17 protein-coding genes are annotated in these 25115 nt (G+C 38.9%); 10 read left to right on the top strand and 7 right to left on the bottom strand.

Annotation, left to right across the window (positions count from 1 at the left end; translation table 11 throughout):
• Positions 1-53 precede the first annotated feature (53 nt).
• The 6 genes from RFW85_RS11095 to leuS all read right to left on the bottom strand — a co-directional run bounded on the left by RFW85_RS11095 (position 54) and on the right by leuS (position 9085).
• The gene (locus tag RFW85_RS11095) at positions 54-1448 is read right to left on the bottom strand and encodes an efflux transporter outer membrane subunit (RefSeq protein WP_170247705.1); all 1395 of its coding nucleotides are present in this window, start codon (positions 1446-1448) and stop codon (positions 54-56) included.
• 22 nt (positions 1449-1470) lie between these two features.
• Positions 1471-3465 carry a MacB family efflux pump subunit gene (locus RFW85_RS11090; RefSeq protein ID WP_002114873.1) on the bottom strand — a complete coding sequence of 665 codons (1995 nt, stop codon included), beginning with the start codon at positions 3463-3465 and terminating at the stop codon, positions 1471-1473.
• A 2-nt stretch (positions 3466-3467) separates the two neighbouring features.
• On the bottom strand, positions 3468-4808 hold the full coding sequence (locus RFW85_RS11085) for a MacA family efflux pump subunit (RefSeq protein ID WP_170247648.1): 1341 nt from the start codon (positions 4806-4808) through the stop codon (positions 3468-3470).
• A 107-nt stretch (positions 4809-4915) separates the two neighbouring features.
• On the bottom strand, positions 4916-5905 hold the full coding sequence (holA, locus tag RFW85_RS11080) for a DNA polymerase III subunit delta (protein WP_017398822.1): 990 nt from the start codon (positions 5903-5905) through the stop codon (positions 4916-4918).
• A gap of 18 nt (positions 5906-5923) precedes the next feature.
• Positions 5924-6433: an LPS assembly lipoprotein LptE gene (gene lptE, locus RFW85_RS11075; RefSeq protein WP_002115142.1), complete on the bottom strand. Its 510-nt coding sequence runs from the start codon at positions 6431-6433 to the stop codon at positions 5924-5926.
• A gap of 27 nt (positions 6434-6460) precedes the next feature.
• The gene (leuS, locus tag RFW85_RS11070; protein ID WP_170247649.1) at positions 6461-9085 is read right to left on the bottom strand and encodes a leucine--tRNA ligase; all 2625 of its coding nucleotides are present in this window, start codon (positions 9083-9085) and stop codon (positions 6461-6463) included.
• 534 nt (positions 9086-9619) lie between these two features.
• On the opposite strand from leuS, the gene RFW85_RS11065 reads away from it, so the two are divergent.
• From RFW85_RS11065 to RFW85_RS11050, 4 genes are all read left to right on the top strand, one after another.
• Complete coding sequence (locus RFW85_RS11065; RefSeq protein WP_005079103.1) at positions 9620-11344, top strand: acetolactate synthase 3 large subunit; 1725 nt, start codon at positions 9620-9622, stop codon at positions 11342-11344.
• Complete coding sequence (gene ilvN / locus RFW85_RS11060; RefSeq protein WP_170247650.1) at positions 11344-11835, top strand: acetolactate synthase small subunit; 492 nt, start codon at positions 11344-11346, stop codon at positions 11833-11835. The genes RFW85_RS11065 and ilvN overlap by 1 nt, the downstream gene beginning before the upstream one ends.
• A gap of 32 nt (positions 11836-11867) precedes the next feature.
• Entirely contained in the window at positions 11868-12884 is a 1017-nt protein-coding gene (gene ilvC / locus RFW85_RS11055; RefSeq protein ID WP_170247651.1) for a ketol-acid reductoisomerase, read from the top strand.
• Between the two features lie 495 nt (positions 12885-13379).
• Complete coding sequence (locus RFW85_RS11050) at positions 13380-15434, top strand: EAL domain-containing protein (protein ID WP_170247652.1); 2055 nt, start codon at positions 13380-13382, stop codon at positions 15432-15434.
• Positions 15435-15848: 414 nt separating this feature from the next.
• Here the strand turns inward: RFW85_RS11050 and RFW85_RS11045 are convergent, their stop codons facing one another.
• A complete protein-coding gene (locus RFW85_RS11045) occupies positions 15849-16421 on the bottom strand; it encodes a TetR/AcrR family transcriptional regulator (protein ID WP_170247653.1) in 573 nt (190 codons plus the stop codon).
• A gap of 328 nt (positions 16422-16749) precedes the next feature.
• On the opposite strand from RFW85_RS11045, the gene RFW85_RS11040 reads away from it, so the two are divergent.
• The 6 genes from RFW85_RS11040 to acnA all read left to right on the top strand — a co-directional run bounded on the left by RFW85_RS11040 (position 16750) and on the right by acnA (position 25074).
• Entirely contained in the window at positions 16750-17613 is an 864-nt protein-coding gene (locus RFW85_RS11040; protein ID WP_170247654.1) for a hypothetical protein, read from the top strand.
• 231 nt (positions 17614-17844) lie between these two features.
• Complete coding sequence (locus RFW85_RS11035; protein ID WP_170247655.1) at positions 17845-19437, top strand: peptide chain release factor 3; 1593 nt, start codon at positions 17845-17847, stop codon at positions 19435-19437.
• A 69-nt stretch (positions 19438-19506) separates the two neighbouring features.
• Positions 19507-20349: a hypothetical protein gene (locus tag RFW85_RS11030; protein WP_170247656.1), complete on the top strand. Its 843-nt coding sequence runs from the start codon at positions 19507-19509 to the stop codon at positions 20347-20349.
• 90 nt (positions 20350-20439) lie between these two features.
• Positions 20440-21381, top strand: a complete 942-nt coding sequence (locus tag RFW85_RS11025) for an RsiV family protein (protein WP_170247657.1) — start codon at positions 20440-20442, stop codon at positions 21379-21381.
• Positions 21381-22193, top strand: a complete 813-nt coding sequence (locus tag RFW85_RS11020) for a TatD family hydrolase (RefSeq protein WP_170247658.1) — start codon at positions 21381-21383, stop codon at positions 22191-22193. Before RFW85_RS11025 ends, RFW85_RS11020 begins: the two co-directional genes overlap by 1 nt.
• A 124-nt stretch (positions 22194-22317) precedes the next feature.
• The gene (gene acnA / locus RFW85_RS11015) at positions 22318-25074 is read left to right on the top strand and encodes an aconitate hydratase AcnA (RefSeq protein ID WP_170247659.1); all 2757 of its coding nucleotides are present in this window, start codon (positions 22318-22320) and stop codon (positions 25072-25074) included.
• The last annotated feature ends 41 nt before the right edge of the window (positions 25075-25115 follow it).

Raw genomic sequence — 25115 nt, 5'->3', positions numbered from 1 at the left:
CAGGCATAAAAAAAGCCGTAGTTGAAGGACTACGGCTTTTTTATGGGCGCAAGTTACTGAGGAAGTTCTTTTACAGGTGAACCACCTAAAGCTTGCATGAGGGTGACATACGCGTTGTATTGGCTTTGCTTGGTTTCAACGAGGCTTAACCGTGCAGTACGTGTGGTTTGCTGAGCATCAAGAAGTGTTTTTAATGCGACAGCACCATAACGGTAACGGACTTCGGTTAAACGTTCAGTTTTTTCTGCAAGTTCAACATTACGCTCCTGTAACACTACTTGTTTGTCGAGTTCTGTACGACTCGATAAAGCATTTTCTACATCAGCAAAAGCCTGATAAAGCGTTTGACGATATTGAATAATCGCTTTTTCATAATCCAGATTGCTAATCGCGATATCTTTCTTCATATCGTTATATTGCAAAAACGGTAAGCTTAAACTTGCACCAAGCGTGAGAGCAGGGTTTCGTAATAACTCTGTTAACGATGTGCTGCTTGAGCCTAGACTGCTGGTTAAGCTAATCGACGGGTAGTAGCTCGCCTTAGTAGCATCTTTAGTCGCTAATGCTTTTCTTAAGCGTAGCTCACTTGCTTGCAAATCAGGACGGCGCGATAAAATATCGGCAGGTAAACCAGCACCAATTGCAGGTAGAGCAGTGCATGGTAAACGCTTTGGCTCTTGAATGTTTAATTGCTGCAATGGTTCATGCAATAACACTGCAATGGCTGTGCGTGTTTCAACCAGTTGTTGTTCAATCTGACTTAAACTCGCTTTTTGACTCTGTACCGACTGTTCTGCTTGAGTCAGATCTACACCGGAAACGGCACCAGCTTTATATTGAATCTGTACCAAGTCATAAAGCTTTTGAGAGGTTGCTAGACTTTGCTGTGCGGTTGTATAACGCTCATTTAAATAACCCAGTTGCCAATAAAGTTTGGCAGTAGTTGCAATTAAACTTTGCCCAGTAGCTTGTAAATCTTGTTCTGTCGCTAAAGCTTCCCATTTACTTGCTTCGGTTTGGCGTGCAAGCTTGCCAAACAAATCAAGCTCATAGCTTACTCCCGCACTCATGGAAAGACCATTAGCGCTGTCATCTCCCGAATTTAAATCGAAAGAATGTCCAGTAGAAACACTAGAGCTAGTTCGCAAGCCTTGCTTATTAGCGGTTAAATCAGCTTGTAGACGGGCTTGCTTTAAAGCAATACCTGCAACTGCTAAATCACTGTTACGCTCTAATACATTGCTTACAAGCTGATTGAGCTGTGCGTCGTTAAAGAGTGTCCACCAACGGTCAGAATATTGATTGGCAGACATGGTTTTTGTTTTTGTTGTGTCATACTGAAAACTACCCGGAACTTGTACTGCAGGTGTTTCATAAGGTGTTTTTACTACAGCTGCACATCCTACAAGAGAACTTGTGAGAAGAAGTGCTGTGCTGAGTTTAGTCATAGAGAAAGACATGCAATTTTCCTTATTCTCGAGATAGTGCGGCAACAGGGTCAAGTTTCGCGGCATTCTTGGCTGGTAAGAAACCAAAAACGACCCCAATCAGTGTTGAACAGACAAATGCTGCAATAATAGAAGTGCTTGAATAAGCCACGCTAAAGTTACCGCCAGCAAATTTATTAATGAGTTGTCCAAGGCCAAGCGATAGTAAGACGCCAAGCACACCACCAATTAAACACACCAAAATTGCTTCAATTAGGAATTGCTGCAAAATATCACTTTGACGCGCACCTACGGCCATACGTACGCCAATTTCCTGAGTACGTTCAGTCACCGAAACCAACATAATATTCATTACCCCGATACCACCAACGACCAATGAAATTACGGCAATTGCTGAAACCAGAAGGGTCATCGTGCTGGTTGTTTTCTCAATAGTCTGACGGATACTGTCACTGTTCATGGTGAAAATATCTTGTGCACCATGGCGCTGGGTTAATAAATTCACAATCGCATTTTCTGCGGCAGCAGTTGAATATTTGTCATTAATACGAACCACGATATTACGTACATTAGATTGTCCTAACATACGGCTCATCACGGTTGTATAAGGCATATAGACATTTAAAGTGTCATCTGAGCCCATGCCGCTCGTTTGCGGTTCTACAACCCCAATAATACGAGCAGGTACACTACCGAGTAACACTACTTGACCAATAGGGTTGGTACCGTCACTAAAGAACTGCTTTTGAGTATTAGTATCAATGACCACATCCTGTGAGCGATCACGAACACTACGTTGATCAAAAGTTTGTCCATCTTTAAAGACCAAACCTTTCACATCGAAATAATCATTACTCACACCATTAATGGTCGCGTTCGCTTCATTTTGTTGGTAACGCATGGTTTTGGATGTACTAACGATTGGGCTGACTGCACTGACATACGGTTGAGTCATTAACGCATCGGCATCGGCAGGCACCAAGGTTTTAAAACTTGCAGTTTTAGAGTTGTCACCAAAACCACGGCCCTGAAATACCGTAATCGTATTTGTTCCCAGACTGCTAATATTGCTTAAAATTTGCTGTTGAGAGCCTTTACCTAATGCGACAACTGTAACAACCGATGCAATACCAATGATAATCCCAAGCATGGTTAAAAAAGTACGCATGCGGTGGGCATTCATAGACAGTAAAGCCATTTGAAAGGCTTCAGATAAACGATCTAAAGTAGAGCGCCATGCAGAAATACTTTTGCCTTTCTTCTGTTTACCTTGCAAAGCAGGCGCTGCATCAGGATCAGATTTGATTGGTTCAGCTGCTTGATCTGGAACATTAGGGCGGTCACTAATAATTTCTCCGTCACTAATCTCGATAATGCGAGTCGCATTTTTTGCAACTTGCATATCGTGGGTGACTAAAATAATAGTGTGACCTGCGGCATTGAGTTCACGCAAAATACGCATCACCTCAACACCACTATGAGAGTCAAGCGCCCCTGTTGGTTCATCTGCCAGAATAACGTCTCCGCCATTCATCAGCGCACGGGCAATAGAAACACGTTGCTGCTGACCACCAGAAAGTTGGCTTGGTCTATTGAGGGTTTTAGTACCTAAACCTAATTCGGTCAGTAAAGCCGTTGCGCGTTGTTTACGTTCAGAAGGGGTAACACCTGCATAAACAGCTGGAACTTCTACGTTACCTTCAGCAGATAAATCACCCAATAAATGGTAGCGCTGGAAAATAAAACCAAAATATTCACGGCGTAGTCGAGCGAGTTGATCTGGCTCAAGTTTACCTGTTTCTTGTCCATTAACTTTGTAACTACCACTCGTAGGTCGGTCCAAACAACCCAGAATATTCATGAGGGTCGATTTACCAGAACCAGACTGGCCGACAATGGCAACCAGTTCACCTTCATAAATGGTCAGGTCAATGCCTTTTAAAATTTGTATCGTGCTTTCGCCAGCAGGGAATTCCCGGACTAGATTGCTGACTTCAAGCAAAGCTTGTTTTGTCATGCTTACATTCCCATTGGGCCACTACGGCGACGGTTATTACTACTATTTGCTGATGCAGCAGAAGTATCTGCACTATCGGCAATCACAACTTGATCACCTTGTTTTAAGCCCGCAAGAACTTGCGCATTTACACGGTTGTTAATACCTACCAAAATCTGAGTCGGTTTAGTTGTGCCATCGGCTTGTAATACACGTACAACACTTAACGTTAATTTACCTTGCTCAACCAGTTGTTTTTGTTCAGCAGTTAAATTTAAACGTTCTAAACGAACACCACTACCTGAATTTTTTCTTTCTGTATTTGGAGTCGAAGCAGCTTTATCTGTAGATTGACCAGATTTTCTTTGGCCTGAAAATTGTTTAGAACTCAGTGCTGATGAAGGAACGAGCAGGGCATTTTTAGCTGAATCTAATACGATATAAACTTGTGCTGTCATATCAATACGCAATTTACCATCAGTATTTGGCACATCGAATAACGCATTATAGTAAACAGCTGAACTGGTTGTTGAGCTTGTTGTACTTGTTGATTCGCTAGAAATTGAGTCTGGAGCTGGTTCAATCTGACGTAATGTTGCATAGCGCTTAGTTTCATCACCTAAAGTTGTAAAGTAAACCTGTTGTCCTTTTTCAACTTTCATAATGTCAGCTTCACTCACCTGCGCCTTAATCGTCATGTTTTGTAGTTTTGCAATTTTGACAATTGTTGGAGCGCTTTGGTTTGCGTTTACAGTTTGGCCTTCTTCGGTCACAATCGCGACAACCGTACCATCGGTTGGAGCAACAATACGTGTGTAACCAATATTGGTTTGCGCCGTAGATCTTGTCACTTTTGCAGATTCGATTTGCGCATCTAATGCTTTGATTTGTGCTTGAGCTGTTTTATAGCTTGCCTCAGCCGATTCTAAATCTGCACGAGGTGTTGCATCTTGCGCATACATTTGTTGCTGACGGCGGTATTCAAGTTGTTTTTCATTTAAAGAAGCAACTTGTTGAAGGCGCTGCGCTTCTAAATTTTTAATATTCGCATCAGAAGTTTTTAAACTATTTTCTTGGGTGGTTGAGTCAATTTGTGCGATAAGTTGACCTTGTTTCACTTGATCGCCCAACTGTACATACATCTTTTTGACCTGACCAGATACCTGTGCACCCACACTAATCAGTTTGGTTGCATCAAGTGTACCTGTTGCAAGGACATTATTTTCAATATCTCCGCGTGTTACCTCAGCTGTAATATATTGAGGCTGCTGCTCTTTAGGCTTTAAAAATTTCCAAGCTAATACAGCAATAATGGCTATACAGACGATGATAATAACAAGTTTGATTGGCTTTATTTTTGGCATGGTGAGAGGTCGAAAAGTTTAAAATTTAATTTAGTATAAAAGCGAAATGAGGATAAAACGTGAATTTTTATGATATTTCAGGAATGAAGAAAAATGATTCGGCCGAATTATTGTATAAATAGTGTTTTCCCACATAATTCAGCAATCGCTTGCTGCATCAAATGTTGGGCATTTTCATTCGACATTCCTTTAATTGCTGCATCTACTTGCAATAGAAGGGTAGACCAGCCTAAAAACTGTTGAGGATTTAATCTTCTTAAAGCTTGTTGATATAAACCAACCTTTGTTTTCCAGATACCAAGTTGTAATGCATTATGAGGCTGCTCAAATAATTGCATCAATAAACGCATTTCTTTACTTAGTGTCCATAAGATCAGACTTTCTGGCTCACCAGCTGCAATTAAATATTGAAAAATCTTAATGGACTGAGCGAGATTACCTTCTAATAAAGCATCGCTTAAATCATAAGTGGTGTAACGAGACTGATCTTGTAAACAAGCATACAACTGTTCAATTTGAATTAGTTGCTGGTCTGGAAAAGTATCTCTTACACGCATCAAGCTATTTTTAGCTGCGAGCAAATTATGTTCATGATGCTGCATGAGCCATTGCCAGGCATCATTATCAAGTTGAATTTCAAGTTTCTCTGCTTCGGCAGATAAAATTCTTTGGCGGTCTTGCGGATAGTTTGCCGTAAGGGCAACGACAACACCATTTGCTTCAACAACTTGGAAAAAAGCAGACTTTAAACTACTACTATCTTGTTTAGGTAAAACAATTAAAAGTAAGTTAGTTTCATTATGTTGGATATAACTTTTAAGTTGTTTTAGCCCATTTGCGTCAGGCTTTATATTGCCATGTACTTCAATGGCAAGCTGCTGAGAAAATAAAGATAAGCTGTTAAGAGCGTTAAAAACATTTTTCCAGTCGCTTACACTACTAATATCGTAGCGCTGTCTTTCAACTTCTTGTTGTTGCCAACTTTTACGAAAAGCATCTAATAAATTTTGTTCCAGCAAAGGTTCTTGGCCATGTAAAATCCACGCACCTCGTGCTTCCGGAATGCGTTTTAATGCTTGCAAATAGTCAATTTTCATTGCTGATAAAACTGGAGATTAAGGTTGAGCTTTTGGTAAGCGGTTTGCTGAAATCTGACGAGTAATTTGTTGTGCAATGTCATCAATTACAATACGTTGTAAATAAGATTCTTGCTGATTTTCGGTGTTAACCGTTGCAAGATCATATTGATAACTACGAGATGCAGTTAATGAACGTGGTTCAGTAATTTTGTTACCTTGACGGTCTTCAATCTGGAAGGTTACGGTTAAGCGTAATAATACTTCCGTTAGTTTTCCGTTTAAAAGCTGACGACGTGGTGTGTACTCTAAAACACGGAGTACATAGGCATCATTATCATTACTGAATTGAACACCATTTGCAGCCAAATAAACTTTTAACTGGGTTTCTAAATCATCAGTTTTAGCTGGTAACTCAAGGCTTAACTTTTTATAAACAAGCGGAGTTGCAGTCGGGTTGGTTCCTTTTAAATGAAATCCACACCCGACTAAGCCTGCACTAAGGCCTAAGGTTAAAACAACAGCGGCTAAACGTTTGGCAAAGTGCATGCTTGATCCTCTCATTAATAACTTTAATTAAACCACGAGGTTAACTAATTTATTTGGAACCACAATTTCTTTCTTTGTTGGTCCTGTTAAGAATTGTTGAACTTCTGGAAGGGCCTTAGCTTGAGCTAATAGATCTTCTTTAGAAATATCAACAGAAACTTCAAGTTTACCGCGAAGTTTACCGTTAACCTGTACAACAATCGTTTGCGTATTACGAGTTAATGCAGAAGCATCGACTTCAGGGAATGTTGCTGCTGTTACATCCGTACCAAACTGAGCCAATAATGTTTGACTTAAGTGCGGTGCAAATGGAGCAAGTAAAGTTAACAGCGTGGTGATCGCTTCACGTTCTACAGCAACATCGTTGTCATCTTTTGCTTCAAACTTATTGCTTGCATTTAACAATTCCATCAAAGCAGCAATCGCAGTATTGAATGCATGACGACGTTCGATATCATCACTTACTTTTTGAATAGTTTCGTGAGTTTTACGACGTAAATCTTGAGCATCTTTAGACAAGTTAGCAGCATCAATTGTAGAAGCTTGGTTGCCTTTTTCAAGGAAGCTTGCCACAAGGCGCCACACACGTTTTAAGAAACGGTTTGCACCTTCGATACCTGCATCAGACCATTCTAAAGATTGATCTGGTGGAGCAGCGAACATCATAAATACACGTGCTGTGTCTGCGCCGTATTGATCAATAATCGCTTGTGGGTCGATACCATTGTTTTTCGACTTAGACATTTTTTCTTGTCCGCCGATCACAACTTCTTGACCATCACCTGAATATTTTGCAGAAACAATACGACCTTTTTCATCGCGTTCTAATTCGATATCAGCAGGGTTAAACCAAGTTTTCTTACCATTTTCTGCTTCACGATAGAATGTATCTGCAAGCACCATGCCTTGAGTTAACAAGTTGGTAAATGGCTCATTACCTTGTACAACACCTTCATCACGCATCAATTTATGGAAGAAACGTGCATAAAGTAAGTGGAGAATCGCGTGTTCAACACCACCAATATATTGGTTTACAGGAAGCCAGTTTTGAGCTGCTTCAGGTTTAACCATACCGCCAGTAAAGTCTGGAGATGCATAGCGTGCGTAGTACCAAGATGACTCTACGAAAGTATCCAAGGTATCTGTTTCACGACGTGCATCGCCGCCACAGCAAGGACATTTAGTTTCATAGAATTCAGGCATTTTATTAAGCGGATTACCTGAACCATCTGGAACAACGTCAGTTGGTAATACAACCGGAAGCTGGTCTTCTGGAACTGTGACTTGACCACAAGTATCACAGTTAATCATTGGAATTGGACAACCCCAGTAACGTTGACGAGAAACACCCCAGTCACGTAAACGGAATTGAACTTTAGAATTTGCTAAACCTTGTGGTTCTAATTTTGCAAGGAATGCATCGAATGCAGCTTGGAATTCTAGACCGTCAAACTCGCCAGAGTTAACAAGTTTACCTTCTTTAGAACCGTACCATTCTTGCCACTCGGTAGCAGAATAATCTGCATCGTCAGCACCTTTAGCATCAATCACTTGCTTAATTGGCAAATTGAACTTGTTAGCAAATTCAAAATCACGTTCGTCATGCGCCGGTACAGCCATAACTGCGCCAGAACCATAAGACATTAATACGTAGTTTGCGATCCAGACAGGAAGCTCTTCACCAGTTACAGGGTGCTTTACAAACAAGCCAGTTGCCATGCCTTTTTTCTCGGCTGTTGCCAAGTCTGCTTCTGCAACTGAACCCATGCGGCACTCTTCAATAAATTCAGCCAATTCAGGGTTGTTTTCAGCAGCTTTAAGCGCAAGAGGGTGTTCTGCTGCAACGGCAACATATGTCACGCCCATTAGCGTGTCAGCACGTGTTGTATAAACAGTTAAGCCATCAGCATAAATTTCGGTATTGGCAGATGGGAAAGTAATTTCCATGCCTGTAGAGCGACCAATCCAATTACGTTGCATGGTCAACACTTGTTGAGGCCAGCCGTCTTGTAGGGTGTCTAGGTCGTCTAATAATTCTTGTGCATAGTCCGTAATACGGAAGTAGTACATTGGAATATCGCGTTTTTCAACCAATGCACCTGAGCGCCAGCCACGACCATTTTCAACTTGCTCGTTTGCTAAAACAGTTTGGTCAACAGGATCCCAGTTTACTGTTGAAAGTTTACGGTAGATTAGGCCTTTTTTATAAAGCTGAACAAATAACCATTGCTCCCAGTGATAATATTCTGGTGTACAAGTTGCAAATTCGCGATCCCAGTCTACAGATAGACCTAATTTTTTTAATTGATCACGCATGTAAGCAATGTTTTCAAATGTCCATTTTGCTGGAGCAACTTTATGGGCAATTGCTGCGTTTTCCGCAGGTAAACCGAATGCATCCCAACCCATAGGTTGTAGTACGGTTTCACCTTTTAAACGGTAGAAACGGCTAATCACATCGCCAATTGTATAGTTACGCACATGCCCCATATGCAGCTTGCCACTTGGGTAAGGAAACATTGACAGGATGTAGCGATGTTTACCTTCGACAGTGTCGGCAACTTTAAAGACTTTACGATTTTCCCAATCTTGTTGAACTGATGGTTCAATCGTGTTTGCTTGATATTCGGGGTCAATGTGAGAAATAGTCATAGACGTAAGCTATACAACAAAAATTGATATTAAAGATTGTTGCACAGCATAGCGCAAAATCGACAAAAATGCAGTTTTGGGATAGATTTATTTTCCGTTAAAAATTAAACAAGAATAAACCTGAAAAAAGCGGGGTAGCCATAAAAAAAGAAAAGTGGAAAAATCAAATAAGATGAAAAAATAGTCAGTTAAAAAATAATCATAGAAAAGTGTTTCTTTAATCTTGACTTTAGTGAATTAAACAACAAAAATGCTTCCTTTAGTTTTATATGCGATTATTTGATCACCCTTCGAATAACCGTCATGTTTTGTAATAGACATTCTCTCTAGCCGAGAGATTGATTTTACTTAAAGTATGTATATCCAGACATGCTTTATTAATGTTAAAAAAGCTTATACGGCTGAAAAACAGAAATTTTTCTATTGCAACGAAAACTAGACAATATGTGTGCTATAACAGTGCAGACAATTCAATGAATGAAACACTATTTGTGCCTTCCATAAATAGTGATAAAGATTTTAGGGTGAATCACGTTGGAACTTTTATCTGGTGGTGAAATGCTCGTTCGTGCTCTTGCGGACGAAGGCGTTGAACATGTTTTTGGTTATCCAGGCGGCGCTGTATTACATATTTATGATGCGCTATTTCAACAAGACAAAATTAATCATTACCTCGTACGTCATGAACAAGCTGCTGGTCATATGGCAGATGCTTACTCGCGTGCTACAGGTAAGACTGGCGTAGTACTGGTCACTTCTGGACCTGGCGCAACCAATACAGTAACTCCAATTGCAACAGCTTATATGGACTCAATCCCGATGGTGATTTTGTCTGGCCAGGTTGCATCACATCTTATTGGTGAAGACGCTTTCCAGGAAACTGATATGGTGGGTATTTCACGTCCTATCGTGAAACACAGCTTCCAAGTTCGTCATGCAAGCGAAATCCCTGCAATTATCAAAAAAGCATTTTATATCGCAGCAAGTGGTCGCCCTGGTCCAGTTGTCGTCGATATTCCTAAAGATGCGACAAATCCTGCAGAAAAATTTGCGTACGAATATCCTGAAAAAGTGAAGATGCGTTCTTACCAACCACCTTCACGTGGTCATTCTGGCCAAATTCGTAAAGCGATTGATGAGCTTTTAAGTGCAAAACGCCCTGTAATTTATACGGGTGGTGGCGTTGTTCAAGGTAATGCATCAGCATTATTGACTGAACTCGCGCATTTACTCGGTTATCCGGTGACTAACACACTTATGGGCCTTGGTGGCTTCCCTGGCGATGATCCACAGTTTGTGGGCATGTTGGGTATGCACGGTACTTATGAAGCAAATATGGCGATGCATAATGCTGACGTCATTCTTGCAATTGGTGCGCGTTTTGATGACCGGGTAACCAATAACCCAGCAAAATTCTGTGTGAATGCTAAAGTTATTCATATTGATATTGATCCGGCGAGCATTTCAAAAACAATTATGGCGCACATTCCAATTGTAGGGGCAGTTGAGCCTGTACTACAGGAAATGTTGACGCAATTGAAACAATTAAATGTGTCTAAGCCAAACCCTGAAGCAATTGCTGCGTGGTGGGATCAAATTAATGAATGGCGTAAAGTTCATGGCTTAAAGTTTGAAACCCCGACTGATGGCACAATGAAGCCGCAGCAAGTTGTTGAAGCTTTATATAAAGTCACTAATGGTGATGCCATTATTACTTCGGATGTTGGCCAACACCAAATGTTTGGTGCGTTGTATTACAAATACAAACGTCCACGTCAATGGATTAACTCAGGCGGTTTAGGCACCATGGGCGTAGGTTTACCTTATGCAATGGCTGCTAAGCTTGCTTTCCCTGATCAACAAGTTGTTTGTATTACTGGCGAAGCTTCAATTCAAATGTGTATTCAAGAGCTTTCAACATGTAAGCAATACGGCATGAATGTGAAGATCTTGTGCTTGAATAACCGTGCTTTAGGTATGGTGAAGCAGTGGCAAGATATGAACTATGAAGGTCGTCACTCAAGCTCATACGTTGAATCATTGCCTGATTTTGGCAAGTTGATGGAGGCTTATGGTCACGTTGGTATTCAGATTGATCATGCTGATGAGCTAGAGTCGAAGCTTGCTGAAGCAATGGCGATTAATGATAAATGTGTATTCATTAATGTCATGGTTGATCGCACGGAACATGTTTATCCAATGCTGATCGCAGGTCAGTCTATGAAGGATATGTGGTTAGGTAAAGGGGAGCGTACATAATGAGACATATTATTTCTGTACTCGTTGAAAACGAAGCTGGTGCGCTTTCTCGCCTTGTTGGTTTATTTAGCCAACGTGGATATAACATTGAAACACTGAATGTTGCGCCAACCGAAGATCCAACTTTGTCACGCTTAACATTAACAACTTATGGTGATGACCATAAGATTGAACAGATTACTAAGCAGCTCAATAAACTTGTTGAAGTTGTAAAAGTAGTTGACTTATCAGAAGGTGCACACATCGAACGTGAACTTATGCTAATCAAAGTAAAAGCATTAGGAGCTTCACGTGCCGAAATTAAGCGTACTGCGGATATTTTCCGTGCGCAGATTGTAGACGTGACACCAACTACCTATACCATTCAAATAGCAGGGACAACTGAAAAATTAGATGGTTTTATCGATGCGCTTGCAGAAAACACTATTCTAGAAGTTGTTCGTTCAGGTGTATCTGGTATCGCCCGTGGCGAAAAAGTATTAGCCATTTAATTTTTTAAAAAGTATTTTAGCGGAGAACACAAATGCAAATTTTTTACGATAAAGACTGTGACTTATCAATCATCCAAGGCAAGAAAGTAGCGATTATTGGTTACGGTTCTCAAGGTCATGCTCATGCACTTAACCTTAAAGACTCAGGCGTAGACGTAACTGTAGGTTTACGTGCAGATTCAGCTTCTTGGAAGAAAGCTGAAAATGCAGGTCTTAAAGTTGCAGAAGTTCCTGCTGCTGTTAAGCAAGCTGACCTCGTAATGATTTTGACTCCAGATGAATTCCAATCACAACTTTACCGTGACGTGATTGAGCCAAACATCAAAGAAGGCGCGACTCTTGCATTTGCTCATGGTTTCTCTGTTCTTTACAACCAAGTTGTTCCACGTAAAGATTTAGACGTAATCATGGTTGCTCCAAAAGCACCTGGTCACACTGTACGTTCAGAGTTCCAACGTGGTTCAGGTGTTCCTGACCTAATCGCAATTCACCAAGATGCTTCTGGTAATGCACGTAACGTTGCTCTTTCTTATGCTTCTGGCGTAGGCGGCGGCCGTACAGGTATTATTGAAACTTCATTCCGTGAAGAAACTGAAACTGACTTATTCGGTGAGCAAGCAGTTCTTTGTGGTGGTGCGGTTGAATTAGTGAAAATGGGCTTCGAAACTTTAGTTGAAGCTGGTTATGCACCAGAAATGGCTTACTTTGAATGCTTACACGAACTTAAATTGATCGTTGACTTAATGTTCGAAGGCGGTATCGCTGACATGAACTACTCAGTTTCTAATAACGCTGAGTACGGCGAATACGTAACTGGTCCTGAAGTTATTAACGAACAGTCTCGTGAAGCAATGCGTAATGCATTGAAACGTATTCAATCTGGTGAATATGCTAAGATGTTCATTCAAGAAGGTGCGTTGAACTACCCATCTATGACAGCTCGTCGTCGTCAAAATGCTGCACATGGTATTGAAGTAACTGGTAATAAGTTACGTGCGATGATGCCTTGGATTCAAGCAAACAAGATCGTAGATAAAGAGAAAAACTAAGATTTCTCTTTAGCTTGAAACGTGCGTTAGCGAAGTAAAACTTCGCTCTTGTGCTCGGGTAGAGCAATGCTCTACTAGTCCTCGCTCCTTGCGTAGGAAGAAAGCGCTGCTTTCTTGATTCCTATTCAGGATTCAAGCAAATAAAATCGTAGATAAAGAAAAGAACTAATTTTCTTTATCAAACGCTTTAAAAGAACCCTGCTTTAAGCAGGGTTCTTTATTTATACTATTTTATTTGAATGTGAAAGTTGCGATTAGGCCCACTTGACTAGATTAAATAAATTCTATATTTTTCATATAATTGGCTGCTTAATTTTTATTTACTTTATTGATTTATAAAGTAAAAAATACTTGACCAAAAGATAGATAATGTTATTGTTTATAACTGACTGAATAAGTCAAATTTACTAAAATTTCTTTAACATGTTTAATTGTATTTTGGGCAATGAGTTGAACAAAATAAAAAAAAGTATTGAATAATCATGGAAGTCCAATATGGGTCATATTGATTACGATAGCACATTGATCGTCGGCTCTTTTATTGCAGCTGGCTTCATTTGCTATATTGTAATTTCCATGGAGCAGCTAATATTCAAGCAAGTCTATAAGAAATTTGAGTCCTTAATTTTATTTATTAACGGACTACTACTCGCATTAGCAATTAGTATCGTCCATATTGTTGGTATACAAGCTTATCATCTGTTTGATACTGCTCACTCTAATATTCCTTTAATTGCAATTTCTTATGCTATCAGTGCGTTGTTATCTTGCATTGCGATGTGGCTGACTTCGCGTTTTACACTCCCTTTGTTTAGACTCATTTTGAGCTCGATTATTATGGGAATTGGAATTTCAGCCTCATATTACATTAGCATGCTAGGTTGGAATATGAATGTTTATAAAAAAGATTACACTTCGTTTTTACTCTTATTTTCTGTATTAATTGCAATGAGCGGTTCAGGGCTAGCGTTTTTACTCGCCTATAAATTAAAAGATACTGAACGATATCGCTTAACTTTAAAAATCGCATTTTCGGTTATGATGACCTTAAGTATTATGGGGATGCACTACACAGCGCTTATTGCGACGAATATTACTGATAAGTTTATTAGCCAATATCAGGCTGAGCATGACTTATTATTATTCACAATTATTCTGGTTACATGTTTGGTACTCGTAGCAAGTTTTATTGTTGCAATGTTAGAGCAACGCCTTACTCAACAGAATTTAGAGCTACGTAAGGCAAACAAAGAATTAGCTAACCTATCTATACAAGACAATCTAACCAAATTGCCTAACCGCCTTTATTTGGTGGATTATGCTGAAGTGTTACTCTCAGATCATCGGTACAAAGACCAGAAAATTGCTTTCTTATACATTGACTTAGACCGATTTAAATCGGTGAATGATGCATTTGGACATCATGTGGGTGATCAATTACTGATTCAGATGGCAAACCGCTTACACTGGCAACTCAATGAGAAATGTAAACTGCTTAGAATTGGCGGTGATGAGTTTTTGCTTATTGCCGAAAATACAAATGCCGATGAAGCAGTTATTTTGGCTGAGAAAGTTTTACAGCTGATTCAGGAAAGTTATCAAATTTCTGGTAAAGAAATTAATATCTCTGCAAGTTTAGGGGTGGCACTATTTCCTGAGCACGGACAAAATGTTCAGGACTTACTCATGAACGCTGATGCCGCGATGCTTATGTCTAAAGAACAAGGCCGAAATACTTACACCATCTTTAGTTATTCAACCCATCAACAAGAAACAAGAAGTCAGTCAAAACTGATCAATGATCTTTATAAGGCCGTAGAAGAAAAGCAGTTCATCCTATATTACCAACCAAAATTTAATACGAATCTTGAAATCTGTGGTGTTGAGGCATTAATCCGTTGGAATCATCCTGCTTTAGGAATACTCACACCACATATGTTCATAGAAGGGGCAGAAAAAACGGGTTTGATCATTCCAATGGGGTATTGGGCGCTTGAGCAAGCTTGCCTGCAAATTCAACAGTGGGAACGTAGTAACATTCCATTTTACCCAGTTGCAGTAAACTTATCTGCACTACAGTTCGAAAATAAAAAATTATTTAGTACGCTCGAAGGATTATTAAAAAAATACCAGATTCAACCTCACCATTTAATTGTTGAAATTACTGAATCGACAGCAATGCGTCATATTGACTTGAGCATTCGAGCTTGTGAGCGGCTACGTGATATGGGTATTCGGGTCGCAATTGATGATTTTGGAACAGGCCATTCAAGCTTTTTGTATTTAAAAGATTTACCTGTAGATGAGTTGAAAATTGATCGTGGCTTTATTGTTGATTTAAAGCCGGGTTCTAAAGAAGAAGTTATTCTAGAAAGTATTATACATTTAGCTAAAAAGTTAGGTTTAACTGTAACAGCAGAAGGGGTGGAAACCCAGCAACAGGTTGAGATTTTAACGCGTTTAGGGTGTCAACAGTTCCAAGGTTATTTGTTGGGAATGCCAGTTCACGTCGATCAACTGATTGAATCTCAAGGCGCTCACTTCGCTTAATCTTTTCTATATCGATTTTTAAAAATAACATTTCCTTTTTATTTTTTTCTTTAAAGAATAATTAATTAAAATAAATTTATCTTCTAAAACACACCTATATATTTGTAGTAGTGAATAGTATTAGTTTTTCAGTTAGTTGAGTATTTTACATATAATAATTCATGAATATATACTGCAAGTATAAAGTAATACTAATAAGTTTATTGTTTGGGATATAAGTTTCAATGTTTAAAATTGATTAATATAATTTATTATTAAGTTTGTATAATAAATTGTTATTTTTTATAAAATATAGTTGTTTAAATTTTTAAATATTTTAAGAGATAGAGATCGTGGTGGAGTTTGGTTTATGCTCCACCGAATTAAAATATTGTTTATTTTTGTTAAAATGTAGGGTTCTAGCTAATTTATAGGTTATGCAGTTTCGAACTCTTGAATTGCTTCGAATTTAATAAATTTTTTAATATAAGACCATGTTTTTTGGGAGTTAATTTGTGATTTATTTATTGTACCATCAATAATAACTCCATCAATTATATTAAGGAAAAGACTAGTAAGTGTATGAGTATCTTTAATTTCTAATTCTAGAAATATTGAGAAAACCAATTTGTAAATCCACTCTCGATATTTATTCACTTGATCTTTAAGAGAGGGATACAATTGCATGACTTCGATCGTCGCTTTTTTAAATAAACAACCATTGAAATCATCTGTATTGATCCAGTCAATATACCAGTTAAAAACACTTTTAAGTTTAATCAATGGATCATCAATATTGCTAATTTTTTGAAATAGAGAAGCCTGAACTTCTTGATTCCTTTGGCGAAGACATTCTTCAATTAAGTTTTCTTTAGAAGAAAAGTACTTATAAAAAGTCATTTTTGCAACGCCTGATTCAGCGATAATACAGTCAACTCCAATAGAGGTGTAGCTTTTCTGATTAAAGAGGGAGGTGGCTGTTGTTATAATATTTTCTCTTTTTGACATCGATTTATCCGTCACAAATATTTTTGATTAACTCTGCTATTGTAAAGTATGAAAGCTTAAATAAATTTTCTCTAATCATATTTAAAAAATTATATTTATTCAATATCTTGATTTGTTATTAAAAATAAAAATATATGTTTCTACTTGGCAATATTTTACTTTTTTTAAAAATTATTAATTAATTCGTTGATTTGTTGAGTTAACAAACATAATATAAAATTGTTAAGTTTTGGTTTGTGGAATTTATTTTAGCAATTGAATGCAAAATTTAAATAAAAATAAGACCTATAACTTAACTATAAGAATAAACTTTTTACTGAGAACGATTATGTCAAAAAAATTTGAAGACTTTAATAATCCAAGAGAAAAAGCATTGCAGGGGATGAGAAGTAGTATTCCTGCAAAACAATGGGATGAAAATTTAAAATTTCTCGAACAGTTAAGAAGTAAAATTGCGGAATTACCCGTTTCTAAACATCCGGCGATTGAGGTATTAAATAATGGGTATCTCGATAAGACGAGTTTAATTCGTATTCATTTAGAATATCGTCATGCAATTGTACAGATTTTTACTGATGCTTTACTACAAGCACAATTTCAGACCAAACAATTGGAACCTAAACTCCATTCTGGAGCTAAAATGTTTCCAAGAGTATTATTAAGTTTAAATATACTTGATGAATTTGGTTTCCGTCCGGGATTAGATAAAGATAACTACTATCTGGGTAATCCTGAATACGCTCACTATCCTTTGTATGAAGATTTACTTAATGATTATGGCTTAACAGAGCTTGATCGTCGTAATTATAAACCATCAAAAATCGCTAATCAGGTTAGATCATTTTTAGAATCTTCGTATGATAGTTATATTAATGTCGTAGCATTGTTAGCTGTTGCAGAAGAGGAAGTCATTCTTTTTAGTCCTCCATTACGTCAAGCAACCAAATTCGTAAATATCGATGTGGAAGGTGGTGGTTACTACCATGTACATGGTGTATCTACGGATGAAACATCTGAGGCTGCTGACGATGATCATGAAGATGACCTTTGGTTTGCGTTAGCGCAAGCAATTACAAAAGATGATTATGAAAGCTTAACCAAGTTATGTATTGATTATTGTGCTTTATGGAATGAATTCTGGGATGCACAAATTGCGGATGTCCAATTTATTGAAGAAAAAAAACTGGCATAACTATTCTACTAATTCTTAAAAAAGCTCATCTACGATCAGATGGGCTTTTTTATTATAAAATTTCTAAGACGCTAAGCCACATTTTAAAAAAAGTATTTAAAAAGCTTGTGAGTGGCTCATGGCTTATCAACAACCATTAAACACTTCTATAAATCTGCTACAATTACGCCAATTTTTATTTTGATCGACTTTAGGTCTTTGGCACTGCAATCTCCGCAGTAGGTGTATTTCATGAGTTTTAAAGATGAGTTAGCGGCACAGGTTGCTCAACGCCGCACATTTGCCATCATTTCCCACCCTGATGCCGGTAAAACGACTATGACAGAGAAATTACTGTTATGGGGTAAAGCAATTCAGGTTGCAGGGATGGTAAAAAGCCGTAAATCTGATCGCGCAGCTACATCTGACTGGATGGAAATGGAAAAAGAGCGTGGAATTTCCATTACCACTTCGGTTATGCAGTTCCCATATAAAGGTCATACTATTAACTTGCTCGATACACCAGGGCATGAAGACTTCTCTGAAGATACTTATCGGACTCTAACCGCTGTTGACTCGGCACTTATGGTGATTGACGGTGCAAAAGGTGTCGAAGAACGTACCATCAAATTGATGGAAGTTTGTCGTATGCGTGACACTCCTATCATTTCATTTGTAAACAAGATGGACCGTGAGATTCGTGAACCACTTGAGTTGCTGGATGAAATTGAGAATGTCCTTAATATTCGTTGTGTACCTATTACATGGCCATTAGGGATGGGACGTGATTTTGCGGGTGTATACAACATTCTTGAGAATAAGTTGTATGTCTACAAAGCAGGCTTTGGCTCAACGATTACAGATATTGAAGTGCGTGAAGGTTATGACCACGCAGATATCCGTGAAAAAGTAGGTGAGCTGGCTTGGGCGTCTTTTGAAGAGTCACTTGAGCTCGTACAAATGGCGAACGAACCTTTAGACCGCGAATTATTTTTACAAGGTAAACAAACTCCAGTTCTATTTGGTACAGCATTGGGTAACTTTGGTGTTGACCATGTATTAGATGCATTTATGAATTGGGCACCAGAACCTAAAGCTCATCCAACACAAGAGCGTGTTGTTGATGCAAAAGAAGAAGGCTTTTCTGGTTTCGTATTTAAAATTCAAGCAAATATGGATCCGAAACACCGTGACCGTATTGCCTTTATGCGTATTTGCTCAGGTAAATACGAGAAAGGTTTGAAAATGAATCATGTACGTATTGGTAAAGATGTTCGTATTAGTGATGCATTAACATTCCTTGCGGGTGAGCGTGAGCACTTAGAAGAAGCGTGGCCAGGTGATATTATTGGTTTACATAACCATGGCACAATTCAAATTGGTGATACGTTCACTAGCGGTGAAAACTTGCACTTCACAGGTATTCCTCACTTTGCTCCAGAAATGTTCCGCCGTGTACGTTTGAAAGATCCATTAAAGTCAAAACAGTTGCAAAAAGGTTTGAAAGAGTTGTCTGAAGAAGGCGCAACTCAGGTATTTATGCCACAAATTAGCAATGATTTGATCGTGGGTGCTGTGGGTGTACTTCAGTTTGATGTGGTTGCTTACCGTCTGAAAGAAGAATATAAAGTTGACTGTGTTTACGAGCCTGTAAGTGTAAATACTGTGCGTTGGATTCATTGTGATGATGACAAGATTCTTAATGAGTTTAAGAAAAAAGCACATGATCAACTTTCTATAGATGGTGGTGGTCACTTAACTTATCTTGCGCCAAGTCGTGTGAACTTGCAGATTATGCAAGAGCGTTGGCCTGATATTCAGTTCCGTAGCACACGTGAACACTAATCTTTAAGATTTGACAGACAGCTTCGAACAGAAGCTGTTTTGTTTTGAAAAATAAGAAAGGATGATGAAATGAATTTGAATAGAAAGACAGTTATTGCACTTTTAGTTGCGGTAATCATATTACTTTTGGCTATTTGCCTTTTTGTCTGGAAAAGCTCTCAACCTTCATCATCTTCTCAAATAAAATCAGCTTCTACCCAAAATCAAAATATAGAGAAAGCTGAAGTACTACCATTTCTAAACTTGCAGCAAGTAAAAGCTGATTATGCTTTACCATTTTGTGAGAAGAAAAATTGTATTGATGTCGATATTCAAACGATAAAGACCCAAGATGTATGGCTAAATGAATGGATCGCGAAAAGTCAGGCTAAGGTAATTCAAGATCAAATTGATTTGAAAAAAGACTTAAGTTTGCAGCAAGCCATTAATGCTTATGTTAAAAAGTCTGATGAATGGCAAGATAAATATTCAAAGAATCGGGCTTACGAATTGCATCTTCATACCCGTATTGCATCGCAGCGTAACCAATACGTTTTATTGCAATTAGGACTTGATACCAAGCAAGAAGAGCTCACGATCAAAGATCGCTATTACTTTTTTGTGGCCGACCGAAAACTGCATAAGAGCTTAACTTTGTTAGATGTTTTAAAAAAGGATCAGCAAACGACTGTGCATCAAATGGTGCAGGTCGCATATCAAGATTGGTTAAAAAAGCAGACTGCTGACATAAAAAAAGAAGCACCAAAAACTTTATATTGGGGGCAGGCAGATTGGTTCTTTGATGGAGAAGGTGTTGGCTTACATTATCAGGCAAACCAGATTACTAAAGACGCTCCACAGCTCGATATTTATTTATCTAAAGAACAGACCAAAAAAATATTACAACCCGAGGTTTATGAACAAATGTTTTAAGATGGTAGCAGAATTTGCAACCTCTATTTATATGCGCTAATTTCTTAGAAAGGCATAGCGTAATCTCCTTAGAATAAAAGGCAAAATATGATGTTATCTTCTAAAGCTTCACTGCGATTAACTTTGCTTGCTTCTGCTATATTTTTGGCAGCATGCCAACCTAAAGCTGATCCTAAGGATTCTCAAGAGCAGCAGAAACCAGCAGTCGAGGAAAAAAAGCCAGTAGAGTTGACTTTGAAGGGTGAAACGATTCCTAGTAAGGTGGTTTTACCTGATTGTGATGGTAAAACCTGTCCAGAATTTACGGTAGCGCGCTTACAGAGTAATTTTCCTTTTATTGACAAAATTATAGATCAACAAATCTTAAATACATTAAATCAAATTTTAGAAATTGCTGAACCTGATGTTAAGAATACGCAAGCGGAACAAAAAGCAGAAGCTTCAGCGGCAGCGGGTGCAGAGCAAAAAAATAGCTTTGATACACAGGTGCAACGCTATGCAAATTCATTTATTGATCTAGATAATGAGTTAAAAGCTTTAAGTAGTAATCATCAGATTAATCTTTTAGTTAAACCTAAGATTTTGCAGGCTCAAGGTAGAGTTGTAACTGTAGTGCTTAATAGTAGTAGCTATTTAGGAGGGGCTCATGGCTCTGCTGCACAGCATTATTATAATTTTGATTTAAAAGAACAAAAGCAAATTAAGCTTGAAGATTTATTACGCCCTCAGCAAAAAGCAAGTTTAGAGAAGTTAGCTCATGAAGCCTTTAAGACATGGGTAACGGACTCTAAATTAGCTGATAATGTTGCTGACTATGAACAAGCATGGCCATTTAAATTATCTAATAACTTCTTGTTGAGTGAGCAAGGTTTAATCCTTCAATACGGTGAGTATGAAATTGGACCATATGTGGTTGGACTCCCTCGATTAGTCATTCCTTATGATCAATTGCAAGATGTGTTGAAAGAGGAATATTTGCCACAGCCTAAAGCTAAACCAGCTTCGGCACCAGTTGCAAAAAGTGCTGGCTAATGCATTTGTTTGATACTCATACCCATTTTGATGTTGCCGATTTTGATGAAGACCGGCAACAGTTAGCAGTCGACGCTAAAAAGGTGGGTGTAGATGCATTAGTCTTAATTGGGTTTGTGCAGTCACGTTTTGATGAGCTGGTGCAGACTCATCATCAGTTAAAAAGTTGGGAAAATGTGCCTGCTTCATATTTAGCACCAGGTTTACATCCGTTTTATATTGAACAGCATCAACCAGAGCATTTGACTCATCTTGAACAAATCTTGCAGCAAGAAAACTGCGTGGCTGTAGGTGAAATTGGCTTAGATACTTTCTTAAAAGAACATAAGCAGCCAGACGTATATGCAAAGCAAAAACAATATTTTGCAGATCAGTTAGAGCTTGCAACCCAATATCAAAAACCAGTGTTACTCCACATTCGAAAAGCGCATGGTGATGTGCTTGCTATATTAAAATCTCAAAAATTTAAATTGGGAGGCATTGCTCATGCATTTAGTGGTGGGGTAGAAGAGGCAAAGGGTCTTATTAAGCTTGGTTTTAAAATTGGTGTAACGGGGCAAATTACCAACCCAAATGCGAAAAAGCTTCATACTGTGGTAAATGCTATAGGTGCCGAGCACTTGGTGATTGAAACAGATTGCCCAGATATGACACCGCTTTGTTGTCAAACCTCAACTGAACAGCGTACTCGTAATACCCCTGTTAATTTGCCTTATGTTTTACAAAGTTTGGCCGAAAATTTAAACATGCCTGAGTCAGATTTAGCTGAGTTGCTGTGGAAAAACTCTCAATCTGCTTTGAAATTATCGTAATAAAAATCAAAGATTAGAAATAGTAACTAAAACAAAACACAGCGATTAGAAAAGAAGCTTAAAGTAAGAAAACAACATGTAAAAACGTGAAAAATAACATTGCCAGACATGGGAGGATAACCCAATGGCTAAGTATAGCAATATCAATAGTTTTAATGCTTTACAGACGCTAACAGTAGGTTCCAGCAATTATCAGATTTTTAGCTTAACCCAAGCCGAGAAAAAGCTAGGTGACATTGCCAGACTGCCGAAATCATTAAAAGTACTGTTGGAAAACTTATTACGGTTTGAAGATCAACATAGTGTTAAAACGGAACACATTCATGCTTTAGCTGAGTGGCTAAAAAACCGTAGTTCCGATCAAGAAATTCAATATCGACCTGCACGGGTTCTAATGCAAGATTTTACCGGTGTTCCCGCTGTAGTTGACTTGGCTGCAATGCGTGCTGCAATGGCACAAGCGGGTGGCGATCCTGAAAAAATTAATCCGTTATCACCTGTAGACTTAGTGATTGATCACTCGGTGATGGTGGATCATTTTGCTGATGATCAGGCTTTTGAAGAAAACGTTCAGATTGAAATGCAGCGTAATGGCGAGCGATATCAATTTTTGCGTTGGGGGCAATCTGCTTTTAATAACTTTAGTGTTGTACCGCCGGGTACGGGGATTTGTCATCAAGTCAATTTAGAATATTTGGCTCAAGCGGTGTGGCTAGGTGAAGATAATGGACAAACCTTTGCTTTCCCTGACACCTTAGTTGGTACGGACTCCCATACCACCATGATCAATGGTTTAGGTGTATTAGGTTGGGGTGTTGGCGGGATTGAGGCGGAAGCAGCTATGTTGGGCCAACCCATCTCTATGCTGATTCCTGAAGTCATTGGTTTTAAATTGACAGGAAAATTACCAGAAGGGATTACTGCAACTGACTTAGTGCTGACTATTACTCAAATGCTTCGTCAAAAAGGTGTCGTGGGTAAATTTGTAGAGTTCTATGGAGATGGCTTAGCCGATCTACCTCTTGCTGACCGTGCAACCATTGCCAACATGGCGCCAGAGTATGGTGCGACTTGTGGCTTCTTTCCGATTGATGAAGTGACATTGGGATATTTGAAATTAACTGGTCGTCAAAGTGATCGTATTGAACTGGTTGAAGCGTATAGCAAAGCACAAGGCTTATGGCGTAACCCTGGTGATGAACCTGTTTTTACAGATACTTTAAGTTTAGATATGAGCACGGTTCAGGCAAGTCTAGCTGGTCCAAAACGTCCACAGGACAAAGTTCTTTTATCTGATGTGCCGAAAACCTTTAATGCTTTAATGGAGTTAACGCTAAAACCGGCTAAAGAAGCTAAAGAGCGTTTAGAAAATGAAGGCGGTGGTGGCACAGCCGTAGAGGCAAAAAAAGCAAATATCCAGCATGAAAGTCCGTCATGTGTGATTGAAGGAAAAGAGTATCCATTAACTCATGGTGATGTTGTTATTTCAGCGATTACCTCTTGTACCAATACTTCTAACCCAAGTGTAATGCTAGCCGCAGGTTTACTTGCAAAAAAAGCGATTGAAAAAGGCTTGCAGCGTAAACCATGGGTGAAAAGTTCACTTGCACCAGGCTCGAAGGTGGTGACGGATTATTTGCTGGCTGCTGGGCTTACACCGTATTTAGATGAGTTGGGCTATAACTTGGTGGGATATGGTTGTACAACCTGTATTGGTAACTCAGGTCCACTACCCGAACCAGTTGAAGAAGCAATCCAATGCCATGATTTAAATGTTGCATCTGTACTTTCTGGTAATCGTAATTTTGAAGGACGCGTACACCCATTAGTTAAGACAAACTGGCTTGCTTCGCCACCTTTGGTAGTCGCTTATGGTCTTGTTGGTAATATTCGTACTGATTTAACTACGCAACCTATTGGGCAGGGTAAAGATGGACAACCTGTTTACTTAAAAGATATCTGGCCAAGTCAGGCTGAAATTGATGCTGTCTTACAGAAAGTAAGTACAGATATGTTCCATAAAGAATATGCGGCGGTCTTTGATGGTGATGAAAGCTGGCAAGCGATTCAGATTCCAAAAAGTAAAACCTATGAATGGGCTGATGATTCGACTTATATCCGCCACCCGCCATTCTTTGAGGGCATTGGCGAACCTCCAAAACCGATTAAGAATATTGAACAGGCACGTATCTTGGCAGTACTTGGTGATTCGGTAACAACTGACCATATTTCACCGGCAGGTAATATCAAAAAAGACAGTCCGGCTGGCCGATATTTGCAAGAGCAAGGTGTTGAACCAAAAGACTTTAACTCTTATGGTTCTCGACGCGGTAATCATGAAGTCATGATGCGAGGTACTTTTGCCAATATTCGTATTAAAAACGAGATGCTAGGTGGTGAAGAGGGTGGTAATACCATTCATGTGCCAAGTGGTGAAAAGCTTGCTATTTATGATGCAGCAATGCGTTATCAACAAGAACATACACCGCTTGTGATAATTGCTGGTAAAGAATATGGAACAGGATCTTCGCGTGACTGGGCTGCCAAAGGAACAAACTTATTAGGCGTGAAGGCTGTCATTGCCGAAAGTTTTGAGCGTATTCACCGTTCAAACTTGGTAGGTATGGGGGTGTTGCCCTTACAGTTTATTGATGGGCAAACTCGACAATCTCTTAACTTAACTGGTCATGAGGTAATATCAATTCGAGGTTTGTCGGATGGCATAGAGCCTCATCAAATTCTTGAAGTTGATGTAAAAGGAGCAAATGGGGTCGCTAGCCATTTTAATGTGTTATGTCGAATTGATACGTTAAATGAGGTTGAATACTTTAAGGCCGGTGGTATTTTGCATTATGTACTTCGAAATTTGATTGCTTCATAGATTGGCTAAGCTTGCACAGCCTTATAATGAATGTGAATAAG

This window comes from Acinetobacter sp. 12966 (genome assembly GCF_031196995.1).
GTDB classification, from domain to species: domain Bacteria; phylum Pseudomonadota; class Gammaproteobacteria; order Pseudomonadales; family Moraxellaceae; genus Acinetobacter; species Acinetobacter geminorum.
The sequence above is the reverse complement of the archived record's forward strand: the minus strand, read 5'-3'. Positions and strand labels throughout refer to the sequence as shown.

Coding starts and splice junctions, on each gene's coding strand:
- ilvC (WP_170247651.1), top strand. CDS start 11,868: ATGCAAATTTTTTACGATAAAGACTGTGACTTATCAATCATCCAAGGC.
- RFW85_RS11040 (WP_170247654.1), top strand. CDS start 16,750: ATGTCAAAAAAATTTGAAGACTTTAATAATCCAAGAGAAAAAGCATTG.
- RFW85_RS11095 (WP_170247705.1), bottom strand. CDS start 1,448: ATGACTAAACTCAGCACAGCACTTCTTCTCACAAGTTCTCTTGTAGGA.
- lptE (WP_002115142.1), bottom strand. CDS start 6,433: ATGCACTTTGCCAAACGTTTAGCCGCTGTTGTTTTAACCTTAGGCCTT.
- RFW85_RS11025 (WP_170247657.1), top strand. CDS start 20,440: ATGTTATCTTCTAAAGCTTCACTGCGATTAACTTTGCTTGCTTCTGCT.
- RFW85_RS11085 (WP_170247648.1), bottom strand. CDS start 4,808: ATGCCAAAAATAAAGCCAATCAAACTTGTTATTATCATCGTCTGTATA.
- holA (WP_017398822.1), bottom strand. CDS start 5,905: ATGAAAATTGACTATTTGCAAGCATTAAAACGCATTCCGGAAGCACGA.
- RFW85_RS11045 (WP_170247653.1), bottom strand. CDS start 16,421: ATGTCAAAAAGAGAAAATATTATAACAACAGCCACCTCCCTCTTTAAT.
- ilvN (WP_170247650.1), top strand. CDS start 11,344: ATGAGACATATTATTTCTGTACTCGTTGAAAACGAAGCTGGTGCGCTT.
- RFW85_RS11035 (WP_170247655.1), top strand. CDS start 17,845: ATGAGTTTTAAAGATGAGTTAGCGGCACAGGTTGCTCAACGCCGCACA.
- leuS (WP_170247649.1), bottom strand. CDS start 9,085: ATGACTATTTCTCACATTGACCCCGAATATCAAGCAAACACGATTGAA.
- RFW85_RS11030 (WP_170247656.1), top strand. CDS start 19,507: ATGAATTTGAATAGAAAGACAGTTATTGCACTTTTAGTTGCGGTAATC.
- acnA (WP_170247659.1), top strand. CDS start 22,318: ATGGCTAAGTATAGCAATATCAATAGTTTTAATGCTTTACAGACGCTA.
- RFW85_RS11020 (WP_170247658.1), top strand. CDS start 21,381: ATGCATTTGTTTGATACTCATACCCATTTTGATGTTGCCGATTTTGAT.
- RFW85_RS11090 (WP_002114873.1), bottom strand. CDS start 3,465: ATGACAAAACAAGCTTTGCTTGAAGTCAGCAATCTAGTCCGGGAATTC.
- RFW85_RS11050 (WP_170247652.1), top strand. CDS start 13,380: ATGGGTCATATTGATTACGATAGCACATTGATCGTCGGCTCTTTTATT.